This window comes from Kribbella sp. NPDC051137 (assembly GCF_040682535.1).
GTDB lineage: Bacteria > Actinomycetota > Actinomycetes > Propionibacteriales > Kribbellaceae > Kribbella > Kribbella karoonensis.
Genome location: NZ_JBFBBI010000001.1, coordinates 460,472 through 482,333, shown reverse-complemented (window position 1 = coordinate 482,333; position 21,862 = coordinate 460,472). Strand labels below are relative to the sequence as shown.

17 protein-coding genes and 1 pseudogene are annotated in these 21,862 nt (G+C 69.4%); 8 read left to right on the top strand and 10 right to left on the bottom strand.

The window, feature by feature from the left end:
• Positions 1-5: 5 nt before the first annotated feature.
• The 4 genes from AB0M51_RS02360 to AB0M51_RS02345 all read right to left on the bottom strand — a co-directional run bounded on the left by AB0M51_RS02360 (position 6) and on the right by AB0M51_RS02345 (position 6,928).
• Positions 6-2,066, bottom strand: coding sequence for a hypothetical protein (locus AB0M51_RS02360; RefSeq protein WP_344189752.1), 2,061 nt, complete (start codon positions 2,064-2,066; stop codon positions 6-8).
• 118 nt (positions 2,067-2,184) lie between these two features.
• Positions 2,185-3,594: a N,N-dimethylformamidase beta subunit family domain-containing protein gene (locus AB0M51_RS02355; RefSeq protein WP_344189754.1), complete on the bottom strand. Its 1,410-nt coding sequence runs from the start codon at positions 3,592-3,594 to the stop codon at positions 2,185-2,187.
• Between the two features lie 150 nt (positions 3,595-3,744).
• Entirely contained in the window at positions 3,745-5,226 is a 1,482-nt protein-coding gene (locus AB0M51_RS02350) for a N,N-dimethylformamidase beta subunit family domain-containing protein (RefSeq protein ID WP_363747763.1), read from the bottom strand.
• A gap of 202 nt (positions 5,227-5,428) precedes the next feature.
• Complete coding sequence (locus tag AB0M51_RS02345; RefSeq protein ID WP_363747761.1) at positions 5,429-6,928, bottom strand: lysyl oxidase family protein; 1,500 nt, start codon at positions 6,926-6,928, stop codon at positions 5,429-5,431.
• A 206-nt stretch (positions 6,929-7,134) separates the two neighbouring features.
• On the opposite strand from AB0M51_RS02345, the gene AB0M51_RS02340 reads away from it, so the two are divergent.
• On the top strand, positions 7,135-9,153 hold the full coding sequence (locus tag AB0M51_RS02340; RefSeq protein ID WP_363747759.1) for a fibronectin type III domain-containing protein: 2,019 nt from the start codon (positions 7,135-7,137) through the stop codon (positions 9,151-9,153).
• Between the two features lie 49 nt (positions 9,154-9,202).
• Here AB0M51_RS02340 and AB0M51_RS02335 read toward each other — a convergent pair whose 3' ends face one another.
• The gene (locus AB0M51_RS02335; RefSeq protein WP_344189762.1) at positions 9,203-9,586 is read right to left on the bottom strand and encodes a nuclear transport factor 2 family protein; all 384 of its coding nucleotides are present in this window, start codon (positions 9,584-9,586) and stop codon (positions 9,203-9,205) included.
• 63 nt (positions 9,587-9,649) lie between these two features.
• Positions 9,650-10,423, bottom strand: coding sequence for an SDR family oxidoreductase (locus AB0M51_RS02330; protein WP_344189764.1), 774 nt, complete (start codon positions 10,421-10,423; stop codon positions 9,650-9,652).
• A gap of 168 nt (positions 10,424-10,591) precedes the next feature.
• On the opposite strand from AB0M51_RS02330, the gene AB0M51_RS02325 reads away from it, so the two are divergent.
• Positions 10,592-12,718, top strand: a complete 2,127-nt coding sequence (locus tag AB0M51_RS02325) for a bifunctional SulP family inorganic anion transporter/carbonic anhydrase (protein ID WP_344189766.1) — start codon at positions 10,592-10,594, stop codon at positions 12,716-12,718.
• Between the two features lie 20 nt (positions 12,719-12,738).
• On the opposite strand, the pseudogene AB0M51_RS02320 reads toward AB0M51_RS02325, so the two are convergent.
• Positions 12,739-13,368 (bottom strand): annotated as a pseudogene (locus tag AB0M51_RS02320) (phosphatase PAP2 family protein); the annotation flags it as partial.
• Positions 13,369-13,512: 144 nt separating this feature from the next.
• Between AB0M51_RS02320 and AB0M51_RS02315 the strand changes: the two are divergent.
• A complete protein-coding gene (locus AB0M51_RS02315; RefSeq protein ID WP_363747755.1) occupies positions 13,513-14,697 on the top strand; it encodes an MFS transporter in 1,185 nt (394 codons plus the stop codon).
• 10 nt (positions 14,698-14,707) lie between these two features.
• Positions 14,708-15,412, top strand: coding sequence for a M50 family metallopeptidase (locus AB0M51_RS02310; protein WP_344189770.1), 705 nt, complete (start codon positions 14,708-14,710; stop codon positions 15,410-15,412).
• On the opposite strand, the gene AB0M51_RS02305 is transcribed toward AB0M51_RS02310, so the two are convergent.
• Complete coding sequence (locus AB0M51_RS02305; RefSeq protein WP_344189772.1) at positions 15,409-16,134, bottom strand: DUF5995 family protein; 726 nt, start codon at positions 16,132-16,134, stop codon at positions 15,409-15,411. The two genes, AB0M51_RS02310 and AB0M51_RS02305, sit on opposite strands and share 4 nt — an antisense overlap.
• Positions 16,135-16,157: 23 nt before the next feature.
• Between AB0M51_RS02305 and AB0M51_RS02300 the strand changes: the two genes are divergently transcribed.
• Positions 16,158-16,739, top strand: coding sequence for a hypothetical protein (locus AB0M51_RS02300; RefSeq protein ID WP_344189775.1), 582 nt, complete (start codon positions 16,158-16,160; stop codon positions 16,737-16,739).
• Between the two features lie 28 nt (positions 16,740-16,767).
• A complete protein-coding gene (locus AB0M51_RS02295; protein ID WP_363747752.1) occupies positions 16,768-17,268 on the top strand; it encodes a DinB family protein in 501 nt (166 codons plus the stop codon).
• Here AB0M51_RS02295 and AB0M51_RS02290 read toward each other — a convergent pair.
• Positions 17,261-18,391 carry a hypothetical protein gene (locus AB0M51_RS02290; RefSeq protein WP_363747750.1) on the bottom strand — a complete coding sequence of 377 codons (1,131 nt, stop codon included), beginning with the start codon at positions 18,389-18,391 and terminating at the stop codon, positions 17,261-17,263. The genes AB0M51_RS02295 and AB0M51_RS02290 overlap by 8 nt on opposite strands.
• A gap of 1 nt (position 18,392) precedes the next feature.
• Positions 18,393-19,262, bottom strand: a complete 870-nt coding sequence (locus AB0M51_RS02285; protein ID WP_363747748.1) for an exodeoxyribonuclease III — start codon at positions 19,260-19,262, stop codon at positions 18,393-18,395.
• A 43-nt stretch (positions 19,263-19,305) separates the two neighbouring features.
• Here AB0M51_RS02285 and AB0M51_RS02280 point away from each other — a divergent pair, with 43 nt between their 5' ends.
• Entirely contained in the window at positions 19,306-20,814 is a 1,509-nt protein-coding gene (locus AB0M51_RS02280) for an amidohydrolase family protein (protein ID WP_363747746.1), read from the top strand.
• A gap of 79 nt (positions 20,815-20,893) precedes the next feature.
• Entirely contained in the window at positions 20,894-21,844 is a 951-nt protein-coding gene (locus AB0M51_RS02275; RefSeq protein ID WP_344189785.1) for a helix-turn-helix domain-containing protein, read from the top strand.
• Positions 21,845-21,862 lie beyond the last annotated feature (18 nt).

The window sequence follows — 21,862 nt, the reverse complement described above, 5'->3', positions numbered from 1 at the left end:
CCGCCTCAGGCTGGTTGTAGGGAGATGTTGTCGAGGCGGAGCCAGGTGGGGGCGTCGACGCCCCAGTAACCGGCGAAGACCGTCATCAGCGTGTTCGAGCCGGAGTTGAACGTGACCGTCAGCTGTTTGTACCCGGGCGGAGCCGAGTAGTTGGTTTCGGCGTACGGCGTGCTCCCGGAGCGGATGCCGAAGTACCCGCCGGTGAAGTTGCCGGACCCCTCCACCCAGCCGGTCAACCGGTAGTTGGTGTTCGGCTTGACGGGAACCGTTTGTTTGAAGGCGTTCCAGGTCGCGTCAGAAGCGTTGATCCACGCATTGTTCCGCCCCTGCTCAGCCCATGCCCCCTTGTCGTGGTCGATCCCCTTCGTCCCGGTCCCCTCGGTCTGCCACGGCGCACCGACTGTCGTACCCGGCTGCGCCTCGAAGCTCGGGTCCGTGACGGCCGAGCCGTAGTACGCCTCCAGTTCACCGATTGACGTGAACGTCTGCGTCCCGCCCGGCGTACCGATGATTCGCACCCCGTCCCCCGAGGTCAGGTCGAAGCTGAAGACGTACGTCGCGTTGCTGCCGGCCGCCGAGCTGGTCGGGTACGCCGGGGTCGCGGTCTGCCCGGTGACATCCGTCCACACCCCGTTCCGCCGTACCTGCACTCTCGGCACCGACGCGAACCAGCCGCCGTCGCCGAACATCGTTCCGGTGGTGTAGACGACCTTGTTCAGGTTGTACGTCCGCGGCCACGTGTAGCCCCACCAGCTGAGCGGTTTGCGCTCGTCGTTCCAGTCGTCCTCGTTCTGCGCGCGGACGCCGTCGTTGTAGCTCGACTGCCCGAAGTGCGTGGCCCGCTCGATCGGTACGGTGCCGGACTCGCGCGCCAGGTTCCGGGTGCCGTCGAGCGCGTTGTCCGGCGTCGTCGGCACCGACGGGGTGAGCGACAGCTTGCGGAGCGAGAACGTGTACGCCCACCGGTCGTTGAGGCCGCCGCCGCAGGTGCAGACGTTCGACTGCAGCCACATGTTCTTCCCGTCGGCGCTGATGTACTTCGACGGGATCGTCGTCGCGTAGCCGCCGTGCTTCGCGTGCGTCCACGGATAACCGCCGAAGTCCTTGGGGGTGAAGTGCGTCCACGGCCCCCACGGCGTCGGCGATTCGTAGAACTCGAAGGTGTACTCCGTCCAGGACGTGTAGATGTACCTGTTGAGCGGCTTGTCGTACACGACACCGCCCTGGCTGATCGTGGTCAGGTCCCGCGCGCGTCCCGCCGTACCGACGTTCACGTACACGTGCCGGTCGTCGTGCAGTGCTGCGACCCGGGCGTTGATGTCCGCGGTCCACTGCGGTACGCCGTTGGAGCTGCCGGCGTAGAACTGCCACGTCGACCGGTCCTGCACGCTCGTCGCGGGGACCCTGGCCAGCCACAGGTCGACCGGGTCGGGGACGCGGTTCGAGAACGAGTCGCGCCAGTTGTTGTCGAGGCCGTACGCGTAGACGTAGCCGTCGGGCGAGTTCACGTAGTTCTTGCCGTAGTCGAGGAAGAAGATCGTGGTGAACTTCGAGCCGCCGAACATCGGGGCGCTCGTGTCGAAGGTCCAGGTGCGGCCCTTGTCGGTGGACTTCGCGATCGTCGCGGCGGGGGCGTCGTCGAAGTCGAACGCGAGGTCCTGGACGGCGAGGTAGAGGGCACCGCCGACGCAGGCCATGCCGGTGGGTTTGCGGGTGTGGTCGGCGGTCCAGACCTTGCCGAGCTGGTCACCTTGGGCGAGTTGCGTGCCGCTCAACGAGCCGGGCAGGCCGGAGATCCTGGTGACGCCGATGTCGCTCGCGCTGGACCCGAAGCCGACACCGTCGCCGTACGCGGCGTACACGTTGTCGTCGTCGGACCAGCAGTTCGGCCAGAGGTCGCCGTGGTCCTTGTCATCGCCGATCGCGGGGGCGCCCACGGTGGCGCCGGCGTCGACTCCGACGGTCGAGAAGAACGTGCTCTCCGGCAGTGAGCCGGTGGTCGCGGCGCTCGCCGGAAGGACGGCGACCAGGCTGAGAGGAAGAAGAGCAAGGGCGATCTTTCGCATGCCGGCCTCCTGGAACCCGGTGCGGGTCAGGGCGGGAGAAATCGATTTCCCACACCGGGTGCTTAGAAGGTAATCAGCACCTCACCCCTGGTCAAGACCTCACACCGTGGTCGAAACGTCAGCCGACGGTGCCGCCGGAACCTGTGGAGGTGGACGGCGAGGCGCCGAGGGTCGCGAGGTCGCCGGTGGCGGGGTGGGCGCGGCCGAGCGGACCGGCGGCCATCCCGCGGATCAGGTTCAGGGTGACCTTGCGGGCGAACGTGACCTCTCGCATCGTCAGCGCGTGCTTCGAGTTCGGGCCGTGCAGGGAAGGGACCCAGTTCATCGAGCCGGTGTCGAACACCCCGGCGCCGGACGGCACCGTGTAGTACGTCGCGTCCGAGAACGTCCGGATCGACGGCCCGCAGGACACCGGCGAATGGGCCACCACCTGCAGGTTCTTCGGCGTACCGGCGATCGGGTAGGCCCGGTCCACCTCGGTCGCGACCAGCCCGGGGTACGTCGACCCCTTCGCCGCGCCGGTGCCCGCGAACAAGAAGGAGGCGGGATCCCGGACGGTGAACGACCCCACCGCCGGGAAGCACTCGTAGAGCATCCCGGTCAGCGAGTTCTCCGGCCGCGGATCCGGTTTGCTCCTCCACTTCGCCGTGGTGTCCGGGCGGTTCTTCAACGGGTCGAGGTTCGCGTCCTTGTACCCGACGACCACCCGGTTCGCGCTCTCGTACCGCACCCGCCAGTACACCGCGTTCGCTCCGAGGAACGCCACGTTCGTCCCGGCGTCCCGCGCCTTCGTGACGGCGTCCCGCATCGCGCCGGTCCAGTACTCGTCGTGCCCGAGCGACACCACTCCGCGGGCCCCGGCGAGTGCGTTCGGATCGGTCGCCAGGTCGACACTCGTGAGGTAGGCGAGCCGTACGCCGCTCTGCTCCGCCAACTGGATCAGCGGCAACTCCGACTGCACCAGGGTCTTCGCGCCGTTCCCCTCGTACGGCCGGTCGAACGTGACCCGATGCGCGCGCGACGCGAACGAGTTGTCCGGCCCGTTGTACAGCGAGTATCCGCCCCACGCGTTGTACGCCTCGTACGTGTTCACGGCGTTCACGATCACCACCGCGTCCCGCGTCGACTCCGAGCGGACCGTGATCGGGACGTACTTCTCCTTGCCGTCGGCCGCCCTGAGCAGCAACAGGTACGCGCCGGCCGGCCACCCGGTCGTGGGAACGGTCAACGAAGGCGTCCACTCCGTGCTGACCATGTGGTCGGACGGCCGCACGGTCGGCGCGGGTTGCGCGCGGCCCGGGACGGACGGCGACGTCCACACCAACCGCCCGCCGGTCCCGCCGTACCACCCGATCCGGAAGGCGCGCACGGTGAACGCGCCGGCGGTCGAGGTGACGAACAGCCGGAAGGACTGCCCGCTGCGGACCCGCACCTGATCGGCGTACCCGGCCAACTCCATCGGCCCGGCGATCCGCGCGGTGTCGATCTTCCACGCCGTCGTCCCAGGCTTCGAGTTCTCCGCCACCACGCTCGCACTCGGCGCCTCTGAGGGAGTTGGTGCCGCCGAGGACCGGGATGTGCTCGAAGGTGCGGCAGTCGGCGCGGCCGCCGATTTACATCCGGCAGCCAGCAGCAGGATCGCCGTACCCAGTACCAACGCCCGTCGCACCGCTTCTCCTTACGCCTTGCTTCGCAGTTGCTTCGACGACATTGGCTTGCCGACCGGCCCGCCGGTCCCGCTGGTCGTCAGCGGCGACGCATGCAGCCGGGCGAAGTCTGCACGCGCCGGGTGCTTGTGCCCCAGCGGTCCCTGAGCCAACGAGCGAAACACGTTCAGGGTAACGGCGCGCGCGAACGCCACCGCCGCCGGTCCGACGCCCGCCTTCGCGTCCGGGCCCGCCAACGCGCGTACCCATTCGATCGATCCGGTGTCGAACACCCCGGCTCCGGAAGGCACGGTGTAGTACGTCGCGTCGGAGTACGTGTGCTTCGACCCGCAGCTGGTCGGCGAATGGGCGACCACCTGCAGGTTTGCCGGCGTACCGGCGATCGGATACGCCCGGTCCGCCTCGTCGCCGATCAACCCCGGGTACGCCGTACCCGGGCGGGCGCCGGTGCCCGCGAACAGGAAGAACCCCGGGTCGCGGACGGTGAACGCGCCGACCGCCGGGAAGCACTCGTAGAGCATGCCGGTCAGGCTGTTCTCCGGGTCCGGGTACGGATCGCTCCGCCAGCGCACCGTAGTGTCCGGCTGGTTCTTCACCGGGTCGAGGCGCGCATCCTTGTACCCGATCATCACCCGCCGCTGCCCGAGTCGGCTCGGCGCATACCGCACCCGCCAGAACACCGAGTTCGCGCCCAGAAACGCCAGGTTGGTGCCGTGGTCGCGCGCCTTCGTCACCGCCTCGCGCATCCCGAGCGACCAGTACTCGTCATGCCCGCCGAACACGATCCCCCGGGCGCCGTCCAGCAGTCCCGGATCGGCCTCCAGGTCCGCACTGGTCGCATACGCCAGCCGTACGCCGCTCTGCTCCGCCTCCTGGATCACCGGCGCCGCGAAGTCGAGCAGGCCGCGCGCACCGTTCAGGTCGTACGGCCGGTCGAACGTGACCTCGAGCGAACGGGTGGCATGCTGCTCGCGCGGCCCGTGGTAGAGCGAGTAGCCGCCCCACGCGTTGTACGCCTCCTCGGTGTTGACGGCGTCCACGACCAGCACCGCGTCGCGGGCCGAGTCCGAGCGCACGACCATCGGCACGTACTTCTCCTTGCCGTCGGCGGCGCGCAGCAACAGGACGTACGCGCCCGGCAGCCAGCCGGTCGTGGGGACCGTGAGAGACGGCCGCCAGTTCGTCGTCACCATCCGGAGCCTGGTGAGCGTCGGCGCGGCCTGCTTCACGCCCGGTACGACGGCCGACGTCCAGACCAGGCGCGCCCCGGCTCCGCCGTACCAGCCGAGCCGGAAGGCGTCGACGGTGAAGCTGCCGTCGGAGGACGAGACGTACAGCTTGAACGGCTCGCCGCTGCGGACGCTGACATGATCGGTGTACCCGGCGAGGTCGGCCGGACCGGCGAGCTGATGGTCCTTGATGACCCAGTTGACCGAAGAAGCTCGTAGCCGCGGATGGTGCTGCACCTGGATCGACGTACCGGCCGAATGCATGGGTGCTCCCTGACACCCCGCCAGCGCGATCAACGACAAAGCCCCGGCGACAGCGACGAAACCTCGGCGCATCAACCCCTCCTCTGATCGTTTCGAAGATAGGGAGGACTTGCTTGGAACAAGCTGAGAGCGACTCGCGCCCCCGGCTGGATCAGGGCCGGGGGCGCGAGCCGTGCCGGTGAGCGGACCGGCAGCGGCGGCATCAGGGGATGTTGATGACGCCGACCGGGGGCACCTTGACGGTGCGGTGGTGCAACGTGCCGCCGAGGACGACCTTGCGCAGGGCAACGTTATTCGTGGTGCTGGACTCGTACAGCCGGTGCTCCGGGTTGGCGGTCACCTGGACGTAGTACGTGCCGTTGGGAAGAGTGGTGATGTCGAAGGACTGGCCCGGCAGCGTCTGGACGTACGTGTCCCCGTTCCCGACGTCCAGGACCTCACGGACCGAGAGCGAACTGTGGTCGCCGCACGCGGTGTGCAGGTCGGTGTTGCCCGGGTGCCAGTTCGCGTTCTTCACCGTGTAGTCGATGGCGTCGGTCGCGGCCAGGCAGAACGCCTCCTTCTGGCTGCGCACCACCTCGGTCTGCTTCGCGTTCAGCAGGCTGTAGCGCGCGAAGTCGGTGAAGTGCCAGTGGTTGTGGCCGGGACGACCGTCCCACTCCAGCGTGCCGGTGGTCTGGTACCCGACCTGTTTGCCGTGCGCGTCGTAGAAGTACTGGTACGCGTCCATCAGGTCCTTGCCCTGGCGACGGAAACCGTCCAGGACCAGCGGCGACGGGCCCGCGTTCCACACGGTGGCCGAGAACTGCAGGAAGTCCTTGTTCGCGTCCGGCGTCCCCTCGTCGCCCGGCGCGACCTGGATCCCCCACGCGGGTACCGGCCGGAGGTCCGGCTTCGGCCCCTTCGGCACACTGGCCTTGCCGGTCGGCCGGGCCGGATTCGCCTTCAGCGCAAGAGACTTCGCCTTCTTGGCGCCGAAGCATCCACGGACGCAGTCCTGTGCCTTCTGGATCGTCAGGTTCAGCTTCACCGAGGCGGCGTTCGCCGGAATCCTGAAGAAGTCCCGGTAGGCCTTGTTGACGGTGACAACCGCCTTGTACTTGCCCACGGCAAGTTGCACCGGAGCGGCGTCTCCGTTGAACGTGTGGACCGACCACCCGGTCTGCAGCCCCCACACGGCCCCCTGGGTGAACGGGTTCGCCGCACAGTCCCCCGGGTACGGCGACGTCGCCGGCGCGTCCGGACGGGTCCGTGAGCCATCGCCGTTCAGACACACGGTCTGGTCCTTGTCGAGGACCTTCTTGCCGCGCGCGTCGGTGACCGTGACGTGCAGGAACTTCCCCAGCCCGGAGAAGTCCGTGACGAGCCCCTTCGGCAACTGCCGGGCCGCCTTGCCGTTCACGTACTGCGTCGCGACCACCGGCGAGGCGTACGTCGCCCGCGTGGCCCGCACCTCGACCGGCGCGTTGCCGGACACCATGTGCGTCCCGAGGTCGAGGTCGACCCCGTAGTCAGGCGAGTTGTCCAGCGTCACGTCGATGCTTCCGGCAACCAGTTTCAGCGCCGGTCGGCCGGTGGCCGACGGTGCATCCGACGATGCGGCCGCCGATGCGCCGGCGGTTGCCGACAGCGCGGCGAGTGCGACCAGTCCGGCCGCACCGGCCGTGGCGACGACGCCCCGGCCGAGTCTTCTTCCGTTCACGATGATGGAACCCCCTCGTACATCCGGCCGGCATCCTCACGAGCCGGCCTGCTGCTGGTACGACGAGCCGACGGGGTGCCGAAGTTGATCAAGGTTCGATGGCAGTCGTGTCACAGCAAGTCACGACACCCGAATACTTGACCACGTAAATTAAACCGTCCTAGGCTCGGCAGGGTCCGCTCACTCCTCCCCCGGAGGACGCTCCCATGCATTTGAGACGTCGTACTTCGCTTCTGCTGGCCGCCGGCGCCCTGGTGACGGCCGCGGCCGCCCCGGCAAACGCAGCAAACCCGGCAAACCCGGCAAACGCAGCCCAGGAACAACCACAACTCGCGGCCAGGCCGTACATGGGCTGGAGCAGCTGGAGTCTGCAGTCCACCAACTACCCGGGCGTGAACCCCGACGGCCCGGGCAGCTTCATCAGCGAGAAGAACATCCTCACCCAGGCACAGGCCCTGGCCACGAAACTCAAGCCGTACGGGTACGAGTACGTCAACGTCGACGCCGGCTGGCAGGACGGCGGCGACGAGTACGGCCGTCCGGTCGCGATGGCGAAGCGCTTCCCGCGCGGGATGAAGGCCCTCGGCGACGACATCCACAGGCTCGGCCTGAAGTTCGGGATCTACACGACGGTCGGCCTCGGCACGGACGTGTACCGGGACGGCAACACGCCGATCTACGACGCGCCCGGCTGCTTCACCCGGGACATCGTCTACCCGGACCTGCGGAAGACGAACGGCTGGGACGCGGCGTACAAGATCGACTACGCGAGCCCGTGCGCGCAGAAGTACGCGGACTCGATCGCCAGGCTGTTCGCGTCGTGGGGCGTCGACTTCATCAAGATGGACGGTGTCGGGCCGGGCTCCTGGAAGGGCGCGCCGGACGACCCGAACCACAACAACACCGCGGACGTCGAGGCCTGGTGGCGGGCAGTCCAGAACGCGGGCCGGCCGATGCTGTACACGCTGTCCTGGTCGCTCAGCCACCGGTACGCCGACGTCTGGAAGGCGAACTCCAACGGCTGGCGGATCGACACCGACGTCGAGTGCTACTGCGACACGATCGTGAAGTGGGACAGCTCGGTGAAACAACGCTGGTGGGACGTCACGCAGTGGATCGACGACGCCGGCCCCGGCCACTGGAACAACCTCGACGCGCTGGACGTCGGCGTCGGCGCGATGGACGGGCTGACCGACGCGGAACGCCAGTCCTACATGACGTTCTGGGCGATCAACTCGGCGCCGCTGTTCGCCGGCGACGACCTGACCAAGCTGGACGCGTACGGCCTGAAACTGCTGACGAACCGCGAAGTGATCGCGATCGACCAGTCCGGTACGCCGGCCCGCCCGCTGGACCAGGACCAGCTGCAGCAGGTCTGGTACGCACAGAACACCGACGGCAGTACGACGGTCGCGCTGTTCAACCTGGCCGACTCCCCCGCCACCGTGACCGGCGACTTCGCCCGGCTCGGCATCGCCGGGAAGGCGACTGTCCGCGACATCTGGGCGGACCGGAACACCGCCAACGTGTCCGGCTCGGTCAGTGCCGACCTTCCGGCACACGGCTCGAAGCTGTACAAGATCTGGCCGAGCGGCCGGCGCGTCCCGGCCGACCTGACCGCGACCGACGTCAGCAGTACGACGGTGTCCCTGAGCTGGCGGCCGAGCACCGGCGCGACGTCGTACCAGGTGTTTGCCAACGGCAAGCAAGTCGCGACCAGCCGGAGTACAGAGGCCGTGGTGAGCGGACTGTCCCCGCAGACCCAGTACTCGTTCTCCGTTCGCGGTGACAACGACTCGCACGCCAGTGCGCCGGTCACGATGCTGACGTCGGCATCCGGTGGACCCGTGCGGTACGAGGCGGAGGCGCCGACCAGTACCCGGACCGGTGACGCGAGCATCTCGGGCTGCACGCTCTGCTCGGGCGGCGCGAAGATCGGAAACATCGGATACGGATCGACCGTGACGCTGAACGGCATCACGGTGCCGAAGACCGGGACGTACCTGGTGAAGATCGCCTACACCGACGGCGACACCAGCCGGCAGAGCATGCTGACGGTCAACGGCACCGACAGCTACTGGGTGAACTACAGCGGCCTCGGCGACAACGACTGGGGCACACCGCAGGTCACCTACCTGCCGATGAAGCTGACCGCCGGCTCCAACTCGATCAAGGTCAGCAACCCGAACGGCTACATCGCCGACATCGACTGGATCACGGTCTAGTCCCCAAGCCGCGGGGTCGGCACCACCAGGGCCGGCCCCGCGTTCCGCGTCAGCGGGCTTCGAGGGTGTAGTGGATCGTCTGCGCGACGATCCGGCCGTCCTCGATCAGGTACGAGTCGGCGCCGTCGCGGACCCGGACGGTCGAGTCCTGGTACGTCCACTCCAGGAATCCCATCCGGCCGTCGGTCACGACGTACGTGTACTCGAACGCCTCGTGCTCCGGCAGTTCGCCGGCCAGCATCAGCGCGAGCTCCCGGACCCCGTCGTGTCCCCGGAAGGTTCCCCGGTTGATCAGGACCACGATGTCCTCGGACACGTTGCGCCGCAGGTCCTCGGCCAGCACGTCCTCGAACGAACCACCGGTCCAGGTGTTCGCGATGTTCAGGTGATCGTCCAGCACCTCACGTGCCGACCGTCGGCTCAGCTCGCCCACGACCCCTCCTCCGGCGCACAGGAATTTCTCTCATGGTCCGCCAGGACGGGCCGGAGGGCCAGCTCAGATGCCCGCGGTGGTCCCGCCGTCCATCGTGATGATCGAGGCGGTCACGTAACTGGCGCGTGCTGAGGCCAGGAACACCGCGACGTCGGCGACCTCCTCGGGCTCGCCGACGCGGCCCATCGGGATGTCGCGGACCAGATCCTGGAGCAGCTCGTCCTTCGGCCTGCCGGTGGCGCGGACGGCGGCCTCGAGGCCCTCGTCGACGCGGCCGGTGCGCGTCGTACCGGGGTTGATCACGTTCACCCGGACGCCCTTGCCGGCATAGGCCTTCGCGTAGCCGGCCGAGGCGAGCATCAGGGCCGCGTTCGCCGCGCCGCCGCCGATGTGCAGCGGGTTCGCCGCGCGGCCGCCCTGGCCGACCACGTTCACGACCGCGCCGCCGCCACGCTCGGCCATCCCGCCGATCACCGCCTCGGTGGCGTGCATGTAGGTGAAGTACTTCGCGTCCATCGCGGCGTGCAGCGCCGCACTGTCCAGCTCGTCCACCGGCGTCCGCCGGGCCGCGCCCGCGCAGTTGATCAGGATGTCCGGTACGCCGATCCGCTCGAACGCCGCCCGGGTCGCGTCGGCGTCGGTCAGGTCGACCGCCTCGGCCCGGAAGCTCAGCCCCTTCGCGGCCAGCGTCTCCTGTGCCTTCGTCAGGTTGCCGGTGTCGCGGGAGATGCCGATCACGTCGGCGCCTTCACGCGCCAGCGCCTCGACGCACGCCAGTCCGATGCCTTTGCTCGCTCCGGTGACCACCGCGGTCTTCCCGGTCAGTTCCAGCTCCATGGCGGCGAGTCTACGCGCGACTGAAGGATCGTCATCTTCGGCGCCCAGGGCAACAATTTCGGCGAATCGCTGTTCGGCCCTTGAGCGGGTCAGTACGATGAGTGACCAGATCGACACTCGCAGTTTCGACGCCTGATGCCAACCGCACCGACGCCGGAGGATTCCCTCGTGCCGACCACTTCTCATTCCCCTCCCAGTGCGCGCGAACGCCTGCCCTGGAAGGACTTCCTGCACCATGATCTCCCTGCTTCACTCGTCGTCTTCCTGATCGCCGTCCCGCTCTCCCTCGGGATCGCCGCCGCGTCCGGCGCCCCGCTGATCGCCGGCCTGGTGGCCGCGGTGGTCGGCGGCGTCGTCGCCGGAGCGCTCGGCGGCTCGCCGCTCCAGGTCAGCGGACCGGCCGCCGGTCTCACCGTCGTCGTCGCCGAGCTGGTCAACCAGTTCGGCTGGGCCGCCACCGCCGCCATCACCTGCGCCGCCGGCGTCCTGCAGATCCTGCTCGGCATCACCCGGATCGGCCGGCTCGCCCTGTCGCTGTCGCCCGCCGTCGTACACGGCATGCTCGCGGGGATCGGTGTCACGATCGCCGTCCAGCAACTGCACGTCGTGCTCGGCGGCAAGGCACAGAGCTCGCTGATCGCCAACGTGGCGGAGCTTCCGGCGCAACTGATCACGCATCACGGCCCCTCGGTCGCGGTCGGCGTCCTGACCGTCGCGATCGTGCTGGCCTGGCCGAGAATCCCCAGAATCAAGGCAATCCCGGCCCCGTTGGTCGCCGTCGTCCTGGTCACCGCGCTGGCCGCCGTCGCGATGCCGGACGTCGTCCGGGTCGACCTGCCGGACAACCCGCTACAGAGCCTGATCCTGCCGAAGATGCCGCACGGTACGGCGCTCGAGATCGGCACCGCCGTACTGACCGTCGCTCTCGTCGCGAGCGTCGAGTCGTTGCTGTCGGCGGTTGCCGTCGACAAGCTTCATCGCGGCGCCCGGAGCAATCTCGATCGCGAGCTGATCGGCCAGGGCGCCGCGAACGCGGTCTCCGGTGCGCTCGGCGGGATGCCGGTCACCGGGGTGATCGTGCGTTCCTCCACCAACGTCGCGGCCGGTGCGCGGACCCGCGCGTCCGCGATCCTGCACGGCCTGTGGATCGCCGCGTTCGTGCTCGCCGCGGGTGCGATGCTCGAGCTGATCCCGATGGCCGCGCTGGCCGGCGTACTGCTGGTGACCGGTCTCCGCCTGGTGCAGCTCGCCCACATCCGCACGCTCCGCCGCCACGACGAACTCCTCGTGTACGTCGTGACCGCGGTCGGCGTCGGCGTACTGGGACTGGCCGAAGGCGTCCTGCTCGGCCTGGTGCTCGCCCTCGTCCGGGTGCTCTACCGGCTGGCGCGGGCGACCGTGACCGCGACCGAGACCGACGGCCTGTGGACGGTACGGGTCCGCGGCGCGCTGGTGTTCCTGGGCGTCGCGTCCCTGGTCCGGACGTTGCGCGCGATCCCGGCCGGCGCCACGGTCCGGGTCGAGCTCAGCGTGAACCACCTCGACCACGCGGCGTACGAGGCGATCGAGGACTGGCGGCGCGGGCACGTCGCGCGCGGCGGATCGGTCGAGGTGCTTCGCGACGGCGTCGCCGAGCAGCTCGACGACATCCCGCTCAAGGCCCTGCTCGCGAAGCTCGCCGCCGAAGGTCAGCGGCCGGCGCACCTGTTCATCACCTGCGCGGACTCGCGGATCGTGCCGACGATGATCACCACCAGCGGTCCGGGTGACCAGTTCTGCGTGCGGAACATCGGCAACCTGGTCCCGCCGAAAGGGTCGAACAGCAGCTCGGTGGACGCCGCGATCGAGTACGCCGTCGACGTTCTCGGCGTCCGGTCGATCGTCGTCTGCGGTCACTCCTGCTGCGGCGCCGCGGCCGCCGCGCTCGCGGCCGACGTACCGGAAGGGTCAGGGCTGGAGAGCTGGTTGCGGCACCTGGAGCCGTCGATCCGGCGGGCGGTCGGGTTGCCCGACGTCCTCGATCCCGCGACCGGCGCGACGTTGCCGGCCGCCGACAAGCTGTCGGTCGCGAACGTCGCCCTGCAACTGGAGAACCTCCGCACCTTCCCGTCGGTCCGCCGGGCCGAGGAGCAGGGGCGGCTCGAGCTGATCGGGTTGTGGTTCGACATCGGTAGCGCGACCGCGTTGTCGGTCGTGGACCGGCCGCCGTTTCTGGTCCGCGCGGACGAGGAGCTGTCGAAGATCAGGAGCAACGGCACGGCGAGCGCGATCGCGACCAGGCCGTCCAGCCAGTAGTGGTTCGCGGTGACCACGACGACCGTGAAGGTGAGCAACGGGTGCGCGATCCACAGCCAGCGCCACCGTGAGCGGGTCGCGCGGATCATGAACACCGCGACCATCAACGCCCAGCCGACGTGCAGGCTCGGCATCGCGGCGAACTGGTTCGCGATCCCGGAGTGCGTGCTCGGCCCGTAGACCGACTGGCCGAGCAGTACGCCGGTGTCCACCCAGCCCGGCATCATCCGCGGCGGGGCCAGCGGGAACGACATGTGCCCGATCAACGCCAGCCCGGTCAGTGCGGCGAGCGCCCAGCGCGCCTTCCCGTACTGCGCCGGGCGGCGGATCATCAGCCAGAGCAGGACGACCGCCGTCAGCGGGAAGTGCACACCCGCGTAGAAGAGATTGGCGACCCGGGCGAGGCCGTCGACCTGCAGCGCGTACTGCTGGATCGACGCCTCGCCCGGCAGTCCCAGCCAGGCCTCCCAGCGGATCAGCTCGTCCGCATGCTTGAACGCGGCGCCGGAATGCTCGGCCGAGAGAAAGCGGCCGAGGTTGTAGACCCCGAACAGCACCGCCAGCAGCGCGATCTCCCGGAGTATCCGCCGGACTCCGCCGTAGTTCTCCAGCTCCGGTTGCCCCACCCGTTCCAGCGTCGCCTGCGCCATGCCGCCCCCAAGCTCAAACCGAACGTTCGTTCTTTCCAAACTATCGCGATCTGCTGATAGTTGCGAAGAATATGAAGCAAGTCACGTTGAAGCGGCCGGCTAAATCGGTCGACGCGCAACCCGGCGCTCGGAAGAGTTCTCGCCATGGTGGCGACGTTCGTGCGGTGGACCTGGATGCGGGCCGTGCTGCACAACGGATGGTGGCTCGTCACCAGCGTCTACCTCGTCGTCGACGCCGGCCTCTCCCCTGCCGAACTCGTGCTGATCGGTTCGGTGCAGAGCGCGTTCGCGCTGGTCTTCGAGATACCGGCGGGCGTCGTCGCGGACACCATCAGCCGGAAGTGGTCACTGGTCATCTCGCAGCTCCTGATGGGTACCGCGATGCTCGCGACCGGCCTGGTCACGTCGTTCGCCGCGATCCTTGCCACGCAGGTGTTGTGGGGTATCTCGTGGACCTTCGCGAGCGGCTCGGACGTCGCGCTGATCACCGACGAACTGGACGACCCGGCAAGCATCAACCTCGTCCTCGCCCGCGCCGCCCGGGCGCAGCTCACCGGCGCGGCGACCGGCCTCGTCGTGCTCGGCCTGCTCGCGTGGAGCACCCGGCGGGACGTCACGATCGTGATCGCCGGCATCGCGATGGCGGCGCTCGCCGGCTACCTCGCGCTCCGCTTCACCGAGGACAACTTCGTGCCGACCCGCAGCCGCCGCTGGGCCGCGTCCTGGAGTACCTTCGTCCGCGGCGTCACGCTGGTCCGCCGGAGTCGCGCGATCCTGCTGATCTTCGCCGCGACCTTCCTGGTGAACGGCGCCTCGGACGCCGCCGGCCGGCTGACCCAGAAGCAGCTGTTCGACCTTGGCCTGCCGACCGCGCCGGACCCGATCGTCTGGTTCACCGCGCTCGGCGTGATCGGCCTCGTCCTCGGCGCGGTCGTTCTCCGGCTCGCGACCCGGCGGATCAACGGTGACCACGCCCGGACCGACTACGCGCTCGCGGCAGTGGTCGGCGTACTCGGGATGCTGCTGCTCGGCTTCGCCCGCAATGCGGTGGTCGGCGCGATCGCGGTCGTGCTGCTGAACGGGATCGTCACGCCGCTCACCAGAGTGATCAGCACGATCTGGGTCAACGCCCGGACCTCCGCCGACGTCCGCGCGACCACGCACTCGTTCCTGGCGCAGCTCGAGTACCTCGGCGAGATCACCTGCGGCCTCGCGATCTCCACGCTCGCCGCGGTCGGCACTGTTCCGCTCGCCTTCAGTGCCTGTGCGCTGCTCTTCGCCGTCACCGCCGTACTCATGCGCCGCCGGCGGTTGACCACCTGCCTGTAAGGATGTGCGGGTGAAGGAGTTCTGGGACAACATCACGTCGGTGCAGCCCGAGCCGTCGCTCCGCCTCGTGATCGGTACCGGCGTGGTCGCGCTGCTGCTGATCGCGTGGCGGCCGATCTGGAAGTACACGCGGCAGGTGGTGACGATCGCGCACGAAGGAGCGCACGGGCTGATCGCGGCGCTGGTCGGCCGCAAACTGTCCGGGATCCGGCTGCACTCCGACACGTCCGGCGTCACGGTGTCGCGCGGAAAGCCCACCGGCGGCGGGATGATCGCCGTACTGCTGGCGGGCTACCCAGGTCCCGCCTTGTTCGGTCTGGCCGCTGCGTTCGTCCTCAGCCAGGGGTACGCCGTCGCCCTGCTCTGGGGGCTGCTGCTCGCGTTGGTGATCCTGCTGCTCCAGATCCGCAATCTTTTCGGGCTGTGGTCCGTGCTGGTGTTCGGCGCGGTCGTCTTCGGTGTGACGTGGTGGGGCTCGACCTCCGTGCAGACGGCGTTCGCGCATCTCCTCACGTGGTTCCTGCTGCTGGCGGCGCCTCGTGCCGTGCTGGAGTTACAGCACTCCCGGCGGCGCGGGCAGGGGCGCAGCTCGGACGCCGACCAGCTCCGGCGGCTGACCGGCGTACCGGCGTTGATGTGGGTCGGCGTGTTCGGCTTGGTGACACTCGGCTGCCTGGCCCTCGGGGTTGTGTGGTCGGGCGTGCTTCCGGGTTAAGGCGGCGGCAGGGTGACACCGAAACCCGTGACGGCGAGTCGCAACAGCACCTGCCCCGGTCGGATCAGGTCGGCCACCTTCGCCGCGCTCAGCACTTCGAGCTCCGCCAGTCGCTTGTCGTAGGTCCCGTCGAGACGGGCCTGCTGCAGCTCCTCGGTGTTGTGCCAGACCTTCTGCCGGGACTCGCGGAGGAACCGCTGCGAGGCCAGCCGGTTGAGCGGGGTCAGCGCGCGGTCCACCAGGCTCCGCGCACCGCTCGCGGCCAGTTCGTCGTCCTCGGCCGCGACCCGTTCCGCCAGTACGCCGTCGATCCGCTCGTGGTCCCGGCGTCGCCGGTCCAGTAGGTGCCGGTCCTCGAAGTCGGCGTCGCTGATCACCGCGAGCAAGGCCTGCGGCAGGTCGTAGTTCACGTGCGCGTTGATCCCGAGCAGCACATGCGCGAGCGGCGGCAGCGTCTCCGGCGCGTCGAACGCCAGCCGCCAGGGACGCGCCACGAGTTCGCCGTCGTGCGCCTGCAGGTAGAGCTCGGCGAACTTCACGTCCCAGCGCTCGACCCACTCCGGATCCTCGAACCGCGCCCGCTCGATCGCCTGCCCCACCGCCTGGGTCGTCCGCAGGTACGTCCCGAGGAAGAACCGCCGCTGGGCGCGCTCGGCCGGCAACTCGTCGACCCGCTCCTGCATCCGTTTCACGACGTCCGTGATCGGACTACCATCGGTCATCGAACCTCCCCCGAGGAGGACACATGCGAACAGGTCCACTCTCCTTCGATCCGGTGCTCGTCGGCAACCGCGAGACCGACGCCTGGGCCGCGTATTACCGGCACGAGTGGCCGGCGTTCCTGACCGCCGCGGTCGGGATGGTCGCCGCGGCGTTCGGCATGCCGGCGCACCGGACACTGGCCGGAGCCTGGTGCGTACTGCGCGCCAACCAGGCCTGGGCGCCGTACCCGGGCAACCGGCCGGACGCGGCCCGCGCCTACATGCGCCGCTTCTACGAACACGTCGCGCTGTCCGGCGCGCTCTCGCTGGAGCCGGTCGAGGCCGCGCGGCTGGAGGTCGAGTGGTGGCGGGTGCATCGGGAACACCAGCACTCTCAGGACGTGACGGAGGAAGAACTGGTTGCCGCGCTGGTCGACCTGTACTCGTACGTGTACTGCGTCGAACGGGACGCCGTACGCCGGGCCGCGCAGCGGCGGGTCGACGCGATGGACCTGTCGGACCGGTGGGTCCGGGCCGGGTGCGACCGGGACAACCCGTTGCTCGCGGCGGAGCGTCGTACGCTCGTCGCCTCGTACGCGGCCCTGCGTACCGCGGTGGAGCGTTAATGTCGGAGGGGCGGACTACGGTGGGCGTATGAAGACGAGTGAACTGCTGCTTGATGCACACAGCCGGGTGCAGGAGGTCCTGCACGACGTGGTGACCGGGCTCGACGACAAAACGCTCGCGGCCCGTCCAGGGCCGACTGCGAACTCGATCGCTTGGCTGGTGTGGCACCTGACGCGCGTGCAGGACGATCACCTGGCGGACGCGGGCGGGTATGAGCAGGTCTACACGGCGGACGGCTGGCACGCGCGCCTCGGGCTCCCGTTGGAGGCGGCCGACACCGGCTACGCGCACACGTCCGAGCAGGTCGCGCTGGTGCAACTGTCCGCCGAGCAGCTGCTCGGGTACTACGACGCCGTCCACGAACGCACTGCCGAGTTCCTGAAGACGGTCACCGACGAGGACCTCGACCGGATCGTCGACCGCCGGTGGAACCCGCCGGTCACGCTCGGCGTGCGGCTGGTCAGCGTGATCGACGACTGTGCACAGCACTCCGGTCAGGCGGCGTACGTGAAGGGTCTGCTCAGCTGAGGGTGGTCTGCCACAGCGAGGTGCCGGCGATCAGGTAGAGCTTGTGGTCCGGCAGTAGCGCGGCGGCCGTCGGCGCACCCGACGGCCCGGTCGAGTCCTGCACGGTCCACTGCCCGTCCTGACCGCTGAGCACCTTCACCTTGTTGTCCTGGGCAACGACCTGGACGATCTTCCCGCCGTCGACCACCGGCGCCGGGAGCTTGTCCTCGTCCCCCACCGGGATCGCGGGTACGCCGTGCAGGCGCTTCGCGGTCCCGGACGCGTCGAGCTGCCAGATCGCGAGCTGACCGTCGGCGTACCCGGAGATCACGCAGTCCGTCGTACAGGTCGCGGTGTCGGCCTGGCTGCGGCTGCCCGGCTCGGGCAGCACGATCCGCTTCCAGCCCGTGTCGAGCTTGGCCGAACGCCAGACCGCGGCCTCCTGCGCGACCACGCCCGGCGCGAGCCGTACCTGTGAGCCGACGAGCACGATGCTCTCGCCGAGTGTCGTGCCGAATCCGGGTCCGACCAGCAGCGACGGAGTGCTCTGCAACGCCGTCTTCGAGGGGTCCTGCCGGGTCCACATGCCGTTGCTCTGCGGGAGCCAGACCATCGCGTCGTTCCCGGTCTGTACGCCGCCCCATGAGCCGAGCAGTGCGCTGCCGCTCGGCGTGAGGACCGCGCTGTACAGGTCTCCCGCGGTCTGCCCGCCGAACGTGAAGAAGTTCTGCGGACGCTCGACCAGGCCGGTCTGCGGCGTCCCGGTCCAGACGGTCCAGCGGGTGTTCGAGTGCGCGCCGCCGGCGGCTCCGCCGAGCGCGAGGAGCTGCTTGCCGTCGTACGCGATCGAGTACCAGATCGCCTCGAACGCGTAGGGGCTGGCGGGGTTGGGTTTCACCGCGATCGGCGTCCGCTTGCCGTTGTCCAGGAACTCGAGTTCGGGGACGACCTTGGCGCCGCGATGCCGAAGGCCGACGAGCAGCTGGCTGTCATGGGTGGTCAGCGTGACCGGCTCGGCCGGGCCGACGTCGACCTTGGTCCAGGCGATCGCCTTCGGTTCGTCACCAGACTTGTCACCGGACTTGTCACTGCAGGCGGTCAGCGTCGCGAGCAGCAGCATCGCGACCGCGGCGAACCGGCGCATGTCAGCGGCCCTGTGGCAACGTGGTCGTGCGCTTCCGGCCGGCCCGCGGCGCGGACGGCGGCGGCACGACCGGGCCGATGTCACCGTCCGGCGCGGTGTCCAGGTCGACCATCACCGGGGCATGGTCACTCGGCCCGGTGCCCTTGCGCGCCTTGCGATCGATCCAGGCGGCCTGGACCCGGCCTGCGACGCTCTCGGTCGCGAGCATCAGGTCGATCCGCATCCCGAGGTCCTGGTGGAACATGCCGGCGCGGTAGTCCCAGTAGCTGAAGATCCGGTTCTCCGGCCAGCGGTCGCGGACGACGTCGTGCAGGTCCTTCGCGGCCATCAGCTCCGCGAGCGCCTGCCGCTCGGGCGGCGTGACGTGTGTCTGACCGACGTACGCCGCGGGGTCGAAGACGTCGGCGTCGGTCGGGGCGATGTTCATGTCGCCGCAGACGATCTGGTCGGCCGGGCCGTTCGCGACCACCTCGGTCAGCGCCGCCAGCCAGGCGAGTTTGTAGTGGTAGTGGTCGGAGTCCGGCACCCGGCCGTTCGGCACGTAGAGCGAGTGGATCCGGATCCCGCCGCAGGTCGCGGCCACCGCGCGCGCCTCCGGGTCAGGGAACCCGGGCGCTCCGGCGACCCCGGTCACCACGTCCTCCAGCCCGACCTTCGACAGCAGCGCGACACCGTTCCACTGCGGCTCGCCGGACAGCCCGATCTCGTACCCACGGCCGGTCAGCTCGGCGCCCAGCAGCTTCGTGAACGCGTCGTCCGCGAGCTTCGTCTCCTGCAGGCAGACGACGTCCGGCTGCCGCTCGTCGAGCCAGTCCAGCAACCGCGGCATCCGCTGCTTCACCGAGTTCACATTCCACGTCGCCACTCGCATCCGACAACGGTAGCTTGGGAACGGGGTTGTGGGAGGGGGGAACATGTTCGTGCTGCGCGGAACCGTGGTGACCATGCGCCCGGGCGGGGAGGTGGCCGCCGGCGGCGAGGTGTACGTCGGCGACGACGGGCTGATCGCGGCCGTGACGCCGCTCGACCCGGTGCCGGCCGGGTTCGGGAGCGCGCCGCGGATCGCGGCCGGCGGCCTGGTCCTGCCCGGGCTGATCGATCTGCACAGTCACCTGATGTACAACAGCCTGCCGCTGTGGACGGAGCCGTCGCGGAAGGTGCCGTGGACGTCGCACAACCAGTGGGGCGGCGCACCGACGTACAGCTCGCGCATCAGTCAGCCGGCCCGACTGCTCGGCGCCGCGGCCGGGCGGGCCCTGCTCCGGTACGTCGAGACGCGCGCGATCGTCGGCGGTACGACATCCATCCAGGGCAACCCGCGCGGCGCCGTACCGCCGGACGACGACCTCGTGCGCAACGTCGACTCCGAGAAGCTCGGCACCCACGACGACTTCATCCGGGTCAGCACACTTGTTGCCGACAGCAAGGAAGCGCTGACGCCGTACGCGACCGCGGTGGCGGCGGGCCGGGGATTCATCGCGCATTCGGCGGAGGGATCGGACCCGAAGCTGCGGTCGGAGTTCCGGCTGCTGGAGGACGTCGGCGTGGTGAAGCCGCAACTGGTGGCGATCCACGGTACGGCGCTGAACGCGGACGACTTCGCCGCGCTGAAGGCCGGGAACTCCAGCATGGTCTGGTCGCCGTTCTCCAATCTCTGGCTGTACGGCGCGACCGCGGACGTGCGGACCGCCCACGAGGCCGGCGTACGGCTCTGTCTCGGCTCTGACTGGGGCCCGTCGGGGACGCGGAGCGTGCTGTGGGAGGTGAAGGTCGCCGACCTGTGGAACCGGACCGAGGCGGTCTTCACCGACGAGGAACTGGTCCGGATGCTGACGTCGAACCCGGGCGACGCGCTGACCGAGGTGTGGCCGCGCCCGGTCGGCCGGCTGGAACCCGGAGCGCTCGCGGACCTGATCGTCGTACGCCGCCGCGCCGCCGACCCGTACCGCAGCCTGATCGCGGCCACCGAGGCCGACATCCGGCTGGTCGTGATCGGCGGGCGGGCCCGATACGGCCTGCCCGCGATGATGAAGCCGCTCGCGCCGACGGCGACACCGATCCGTCTTGGCCGCCTGTCGCGGCTGATCGACTACGGAGATCCGACGATCACCTGGAAGACCGTCGTCGCAGACCTCGAGAAGGTCCGCGGCGACCCCGGCGCCGCCGCCACCCGGGCGGCCGGCAGGTTCGCCGCCCTCGCCGCCGGCGTCGCGGTCCCCGCGGACTCGTTCGTCCTCCTGCCGGACATGCCCGCGCCGGAGCTCGACGAGCAGCTCGGGCGCCGCGGGCCGGCCGGCGCGGCACCGGTTCCGGTGGCCGTCCCGCCGCTCGAACCCCTCGTCACTGGTCCTACCTGGTTCGACGCGGTCGACGCGAATCCGTTCCACCACGGCCTGCTCAGCGGGCTGCGCGCCTATACATGAGACAAGACATCGGATCTCTGGCCGATTCGGGGTAGCGTCCCGCCATTGTCCTTCGTGTGCGCAGAGGGTGGGGTCGAGGATGCTGCAGGGGCTGGGCGTGGGTGAGCAGGACGAATGTGTCTACGTGGAGCTCTTGCGCCGCCGCAGGGCGACGGCGGACGACCTGAGCACCGTCGTCCAGTTACCGGTCGAGGCGGTCACGGAGGCGCTGACCCGACTCGCCGGGCTCGGGCTCGCCACCGGCGACGACGCCGGCCTGTACAACGCCGTACCGCCGGACGTCGGGCTCGGGACTCTCGTCGTACAGCACCAGAGCACGCTGCAGCAGGCGCAGCGGCGGCTGGCCGAACTGACCGACGTGTACCGCACGGGCGCGGCGTCGGCGATGAGCGAGGTGGAGGCGCTGACCACGCCCGAAGAACTCGCCACCTGGGTCGACAACATCGAGCGCGGCGCGAAACAGGAACTGCTCGCGTTCTTCCGGCCGCCGTACGTCCTGGACGGCGACCTCGAGGTGACGACCGACGTGCCGTCGTACCGGTTCGTGTACGAACGCTCGGCGATGGAGGACCCGCGGACACCGGCCGAGATCGCGCGGTTCCTCGCCGGCGGGTACCAGATCCGGCTCGTCAACGAACTGCCGAGCAAGATGATCGTGATGGACCGGCAGATCGTGCTACTGCCGATGCTGCCCGACCAGACCGGCATCGACCCAGGCTTCCTGCTGGTCCGCGGCCAGTCGCTGGTGCGTCTGCTCGTCGACCTGTTCGAGCGGGTCTGGCAGGTCGCGACGCCGTTGCAGCTGAGCGCGACGAGCCTCGTCGAGGGCGGCCCGGCCTGGGACGACTTCGACATCAAACTGCTCACCTACCTACTGTCGGGGATGCCGGACAAGTCGGCCGCGGCGCGGCTGGGGACGAGCGAACGGACCGTCCAGCGCCGGATCAAACGGCTGATGGAACTGTCCGGCACCGACAGCCGGATGCAGCTGGCCTGGTACGCCGCCCGCTCCGGGCTGATCGCGTCGTGAGCGTGGCCCCACCCCGTG

Bases quoted from the DNA above. Each gene is read 5' to 3' on its own strand.
- AB0M51_RS02360 (WP_344189752.1), bottom strand. From the start codon at position 2,066: ATGCGAAAGATCGCCCTTGCTCTTCTTCCTCTCAGCCTGGTCGCCGTC.
- AB0M51_RS02350 (WP_363747763.1), bottom strand. From the start codon at position 5,226: ATGCATTCGGCCGGTACGTCGATCCAGGTGCAGCACCATCCGCGGCTA.
- AB0M51_RS02340 (WP_363747759.1), top strand. From the start codon at position 7,135: ATGCATTTGAGACGTCGTACTTCGCTTCTGCTGGCCGCCGGCGCCCTG.
- AB0M51_RS02330 (WP_344189764.1), bottom strand. From the start codon at position 10,423: ATGGAGCTGGAACTGACCGGGAAGACCGCGGTGGTCACCGGAGCGAGC.
- AB0M51_RS02315 (WP_363747755.1), top strand. From the start codon at position 13,513: ATGGTGGCGACGTTCGTGCGGTGGACCTGGATGCGGGCCGTGCTGCAC.
- AB0M51_RS02305 (WP_344189772.1), bottom strand. From the start codon at position 16,134: ATGACCGATGGTAGTCCGATCACGGACGTCGTGAAACGGATGCAGGAG.
- AB0M51_RS02300 (WP_344189775.1), top strand. From the start codon at position 16,158: ATGCGAACAGGTCCACTCTCCTTCGATCCGGTGCTCGTCGGCAACCGC.
- AB0M51_RS02295 (WP_363747752.1), top strand. From the start codon at position 16,768: ATGAAGACGAGTGAACTGCTGCTTGATGCACACAGCCGGGTGCAGGAG.
- AB0M51_RS02290 (WP_363747750.1), bottom strand. From the start codon at position 18,391: ATGCGCCGGTTCGCCGCGGTCGCGATGCTGCTGCTCGCGACGCTGACC.
- AB0M51_RS02285 (WP_363747748.1), bottom strand. From the start codon at position 19,262: ATGCGAGTGGCGACGTGGAATGTGAACTCGGTGAAGCAGCGGATGCCG.
- AB0M51_RS02280 (WP_363747746.1), top strand. From the start codon at position 19,306: ATGTTCGTGCTGCGCGGAACCGTGGTGACCATGCGCCCGGGCGGGGAG.
- AB0M51_RS02275 (WP_344189785.1), top strand. From the start codon at position 20,894: ATGCTGCAGGGGCTGGGCGTGGGTGAGCAGGACGAATGTGTCTACGTG.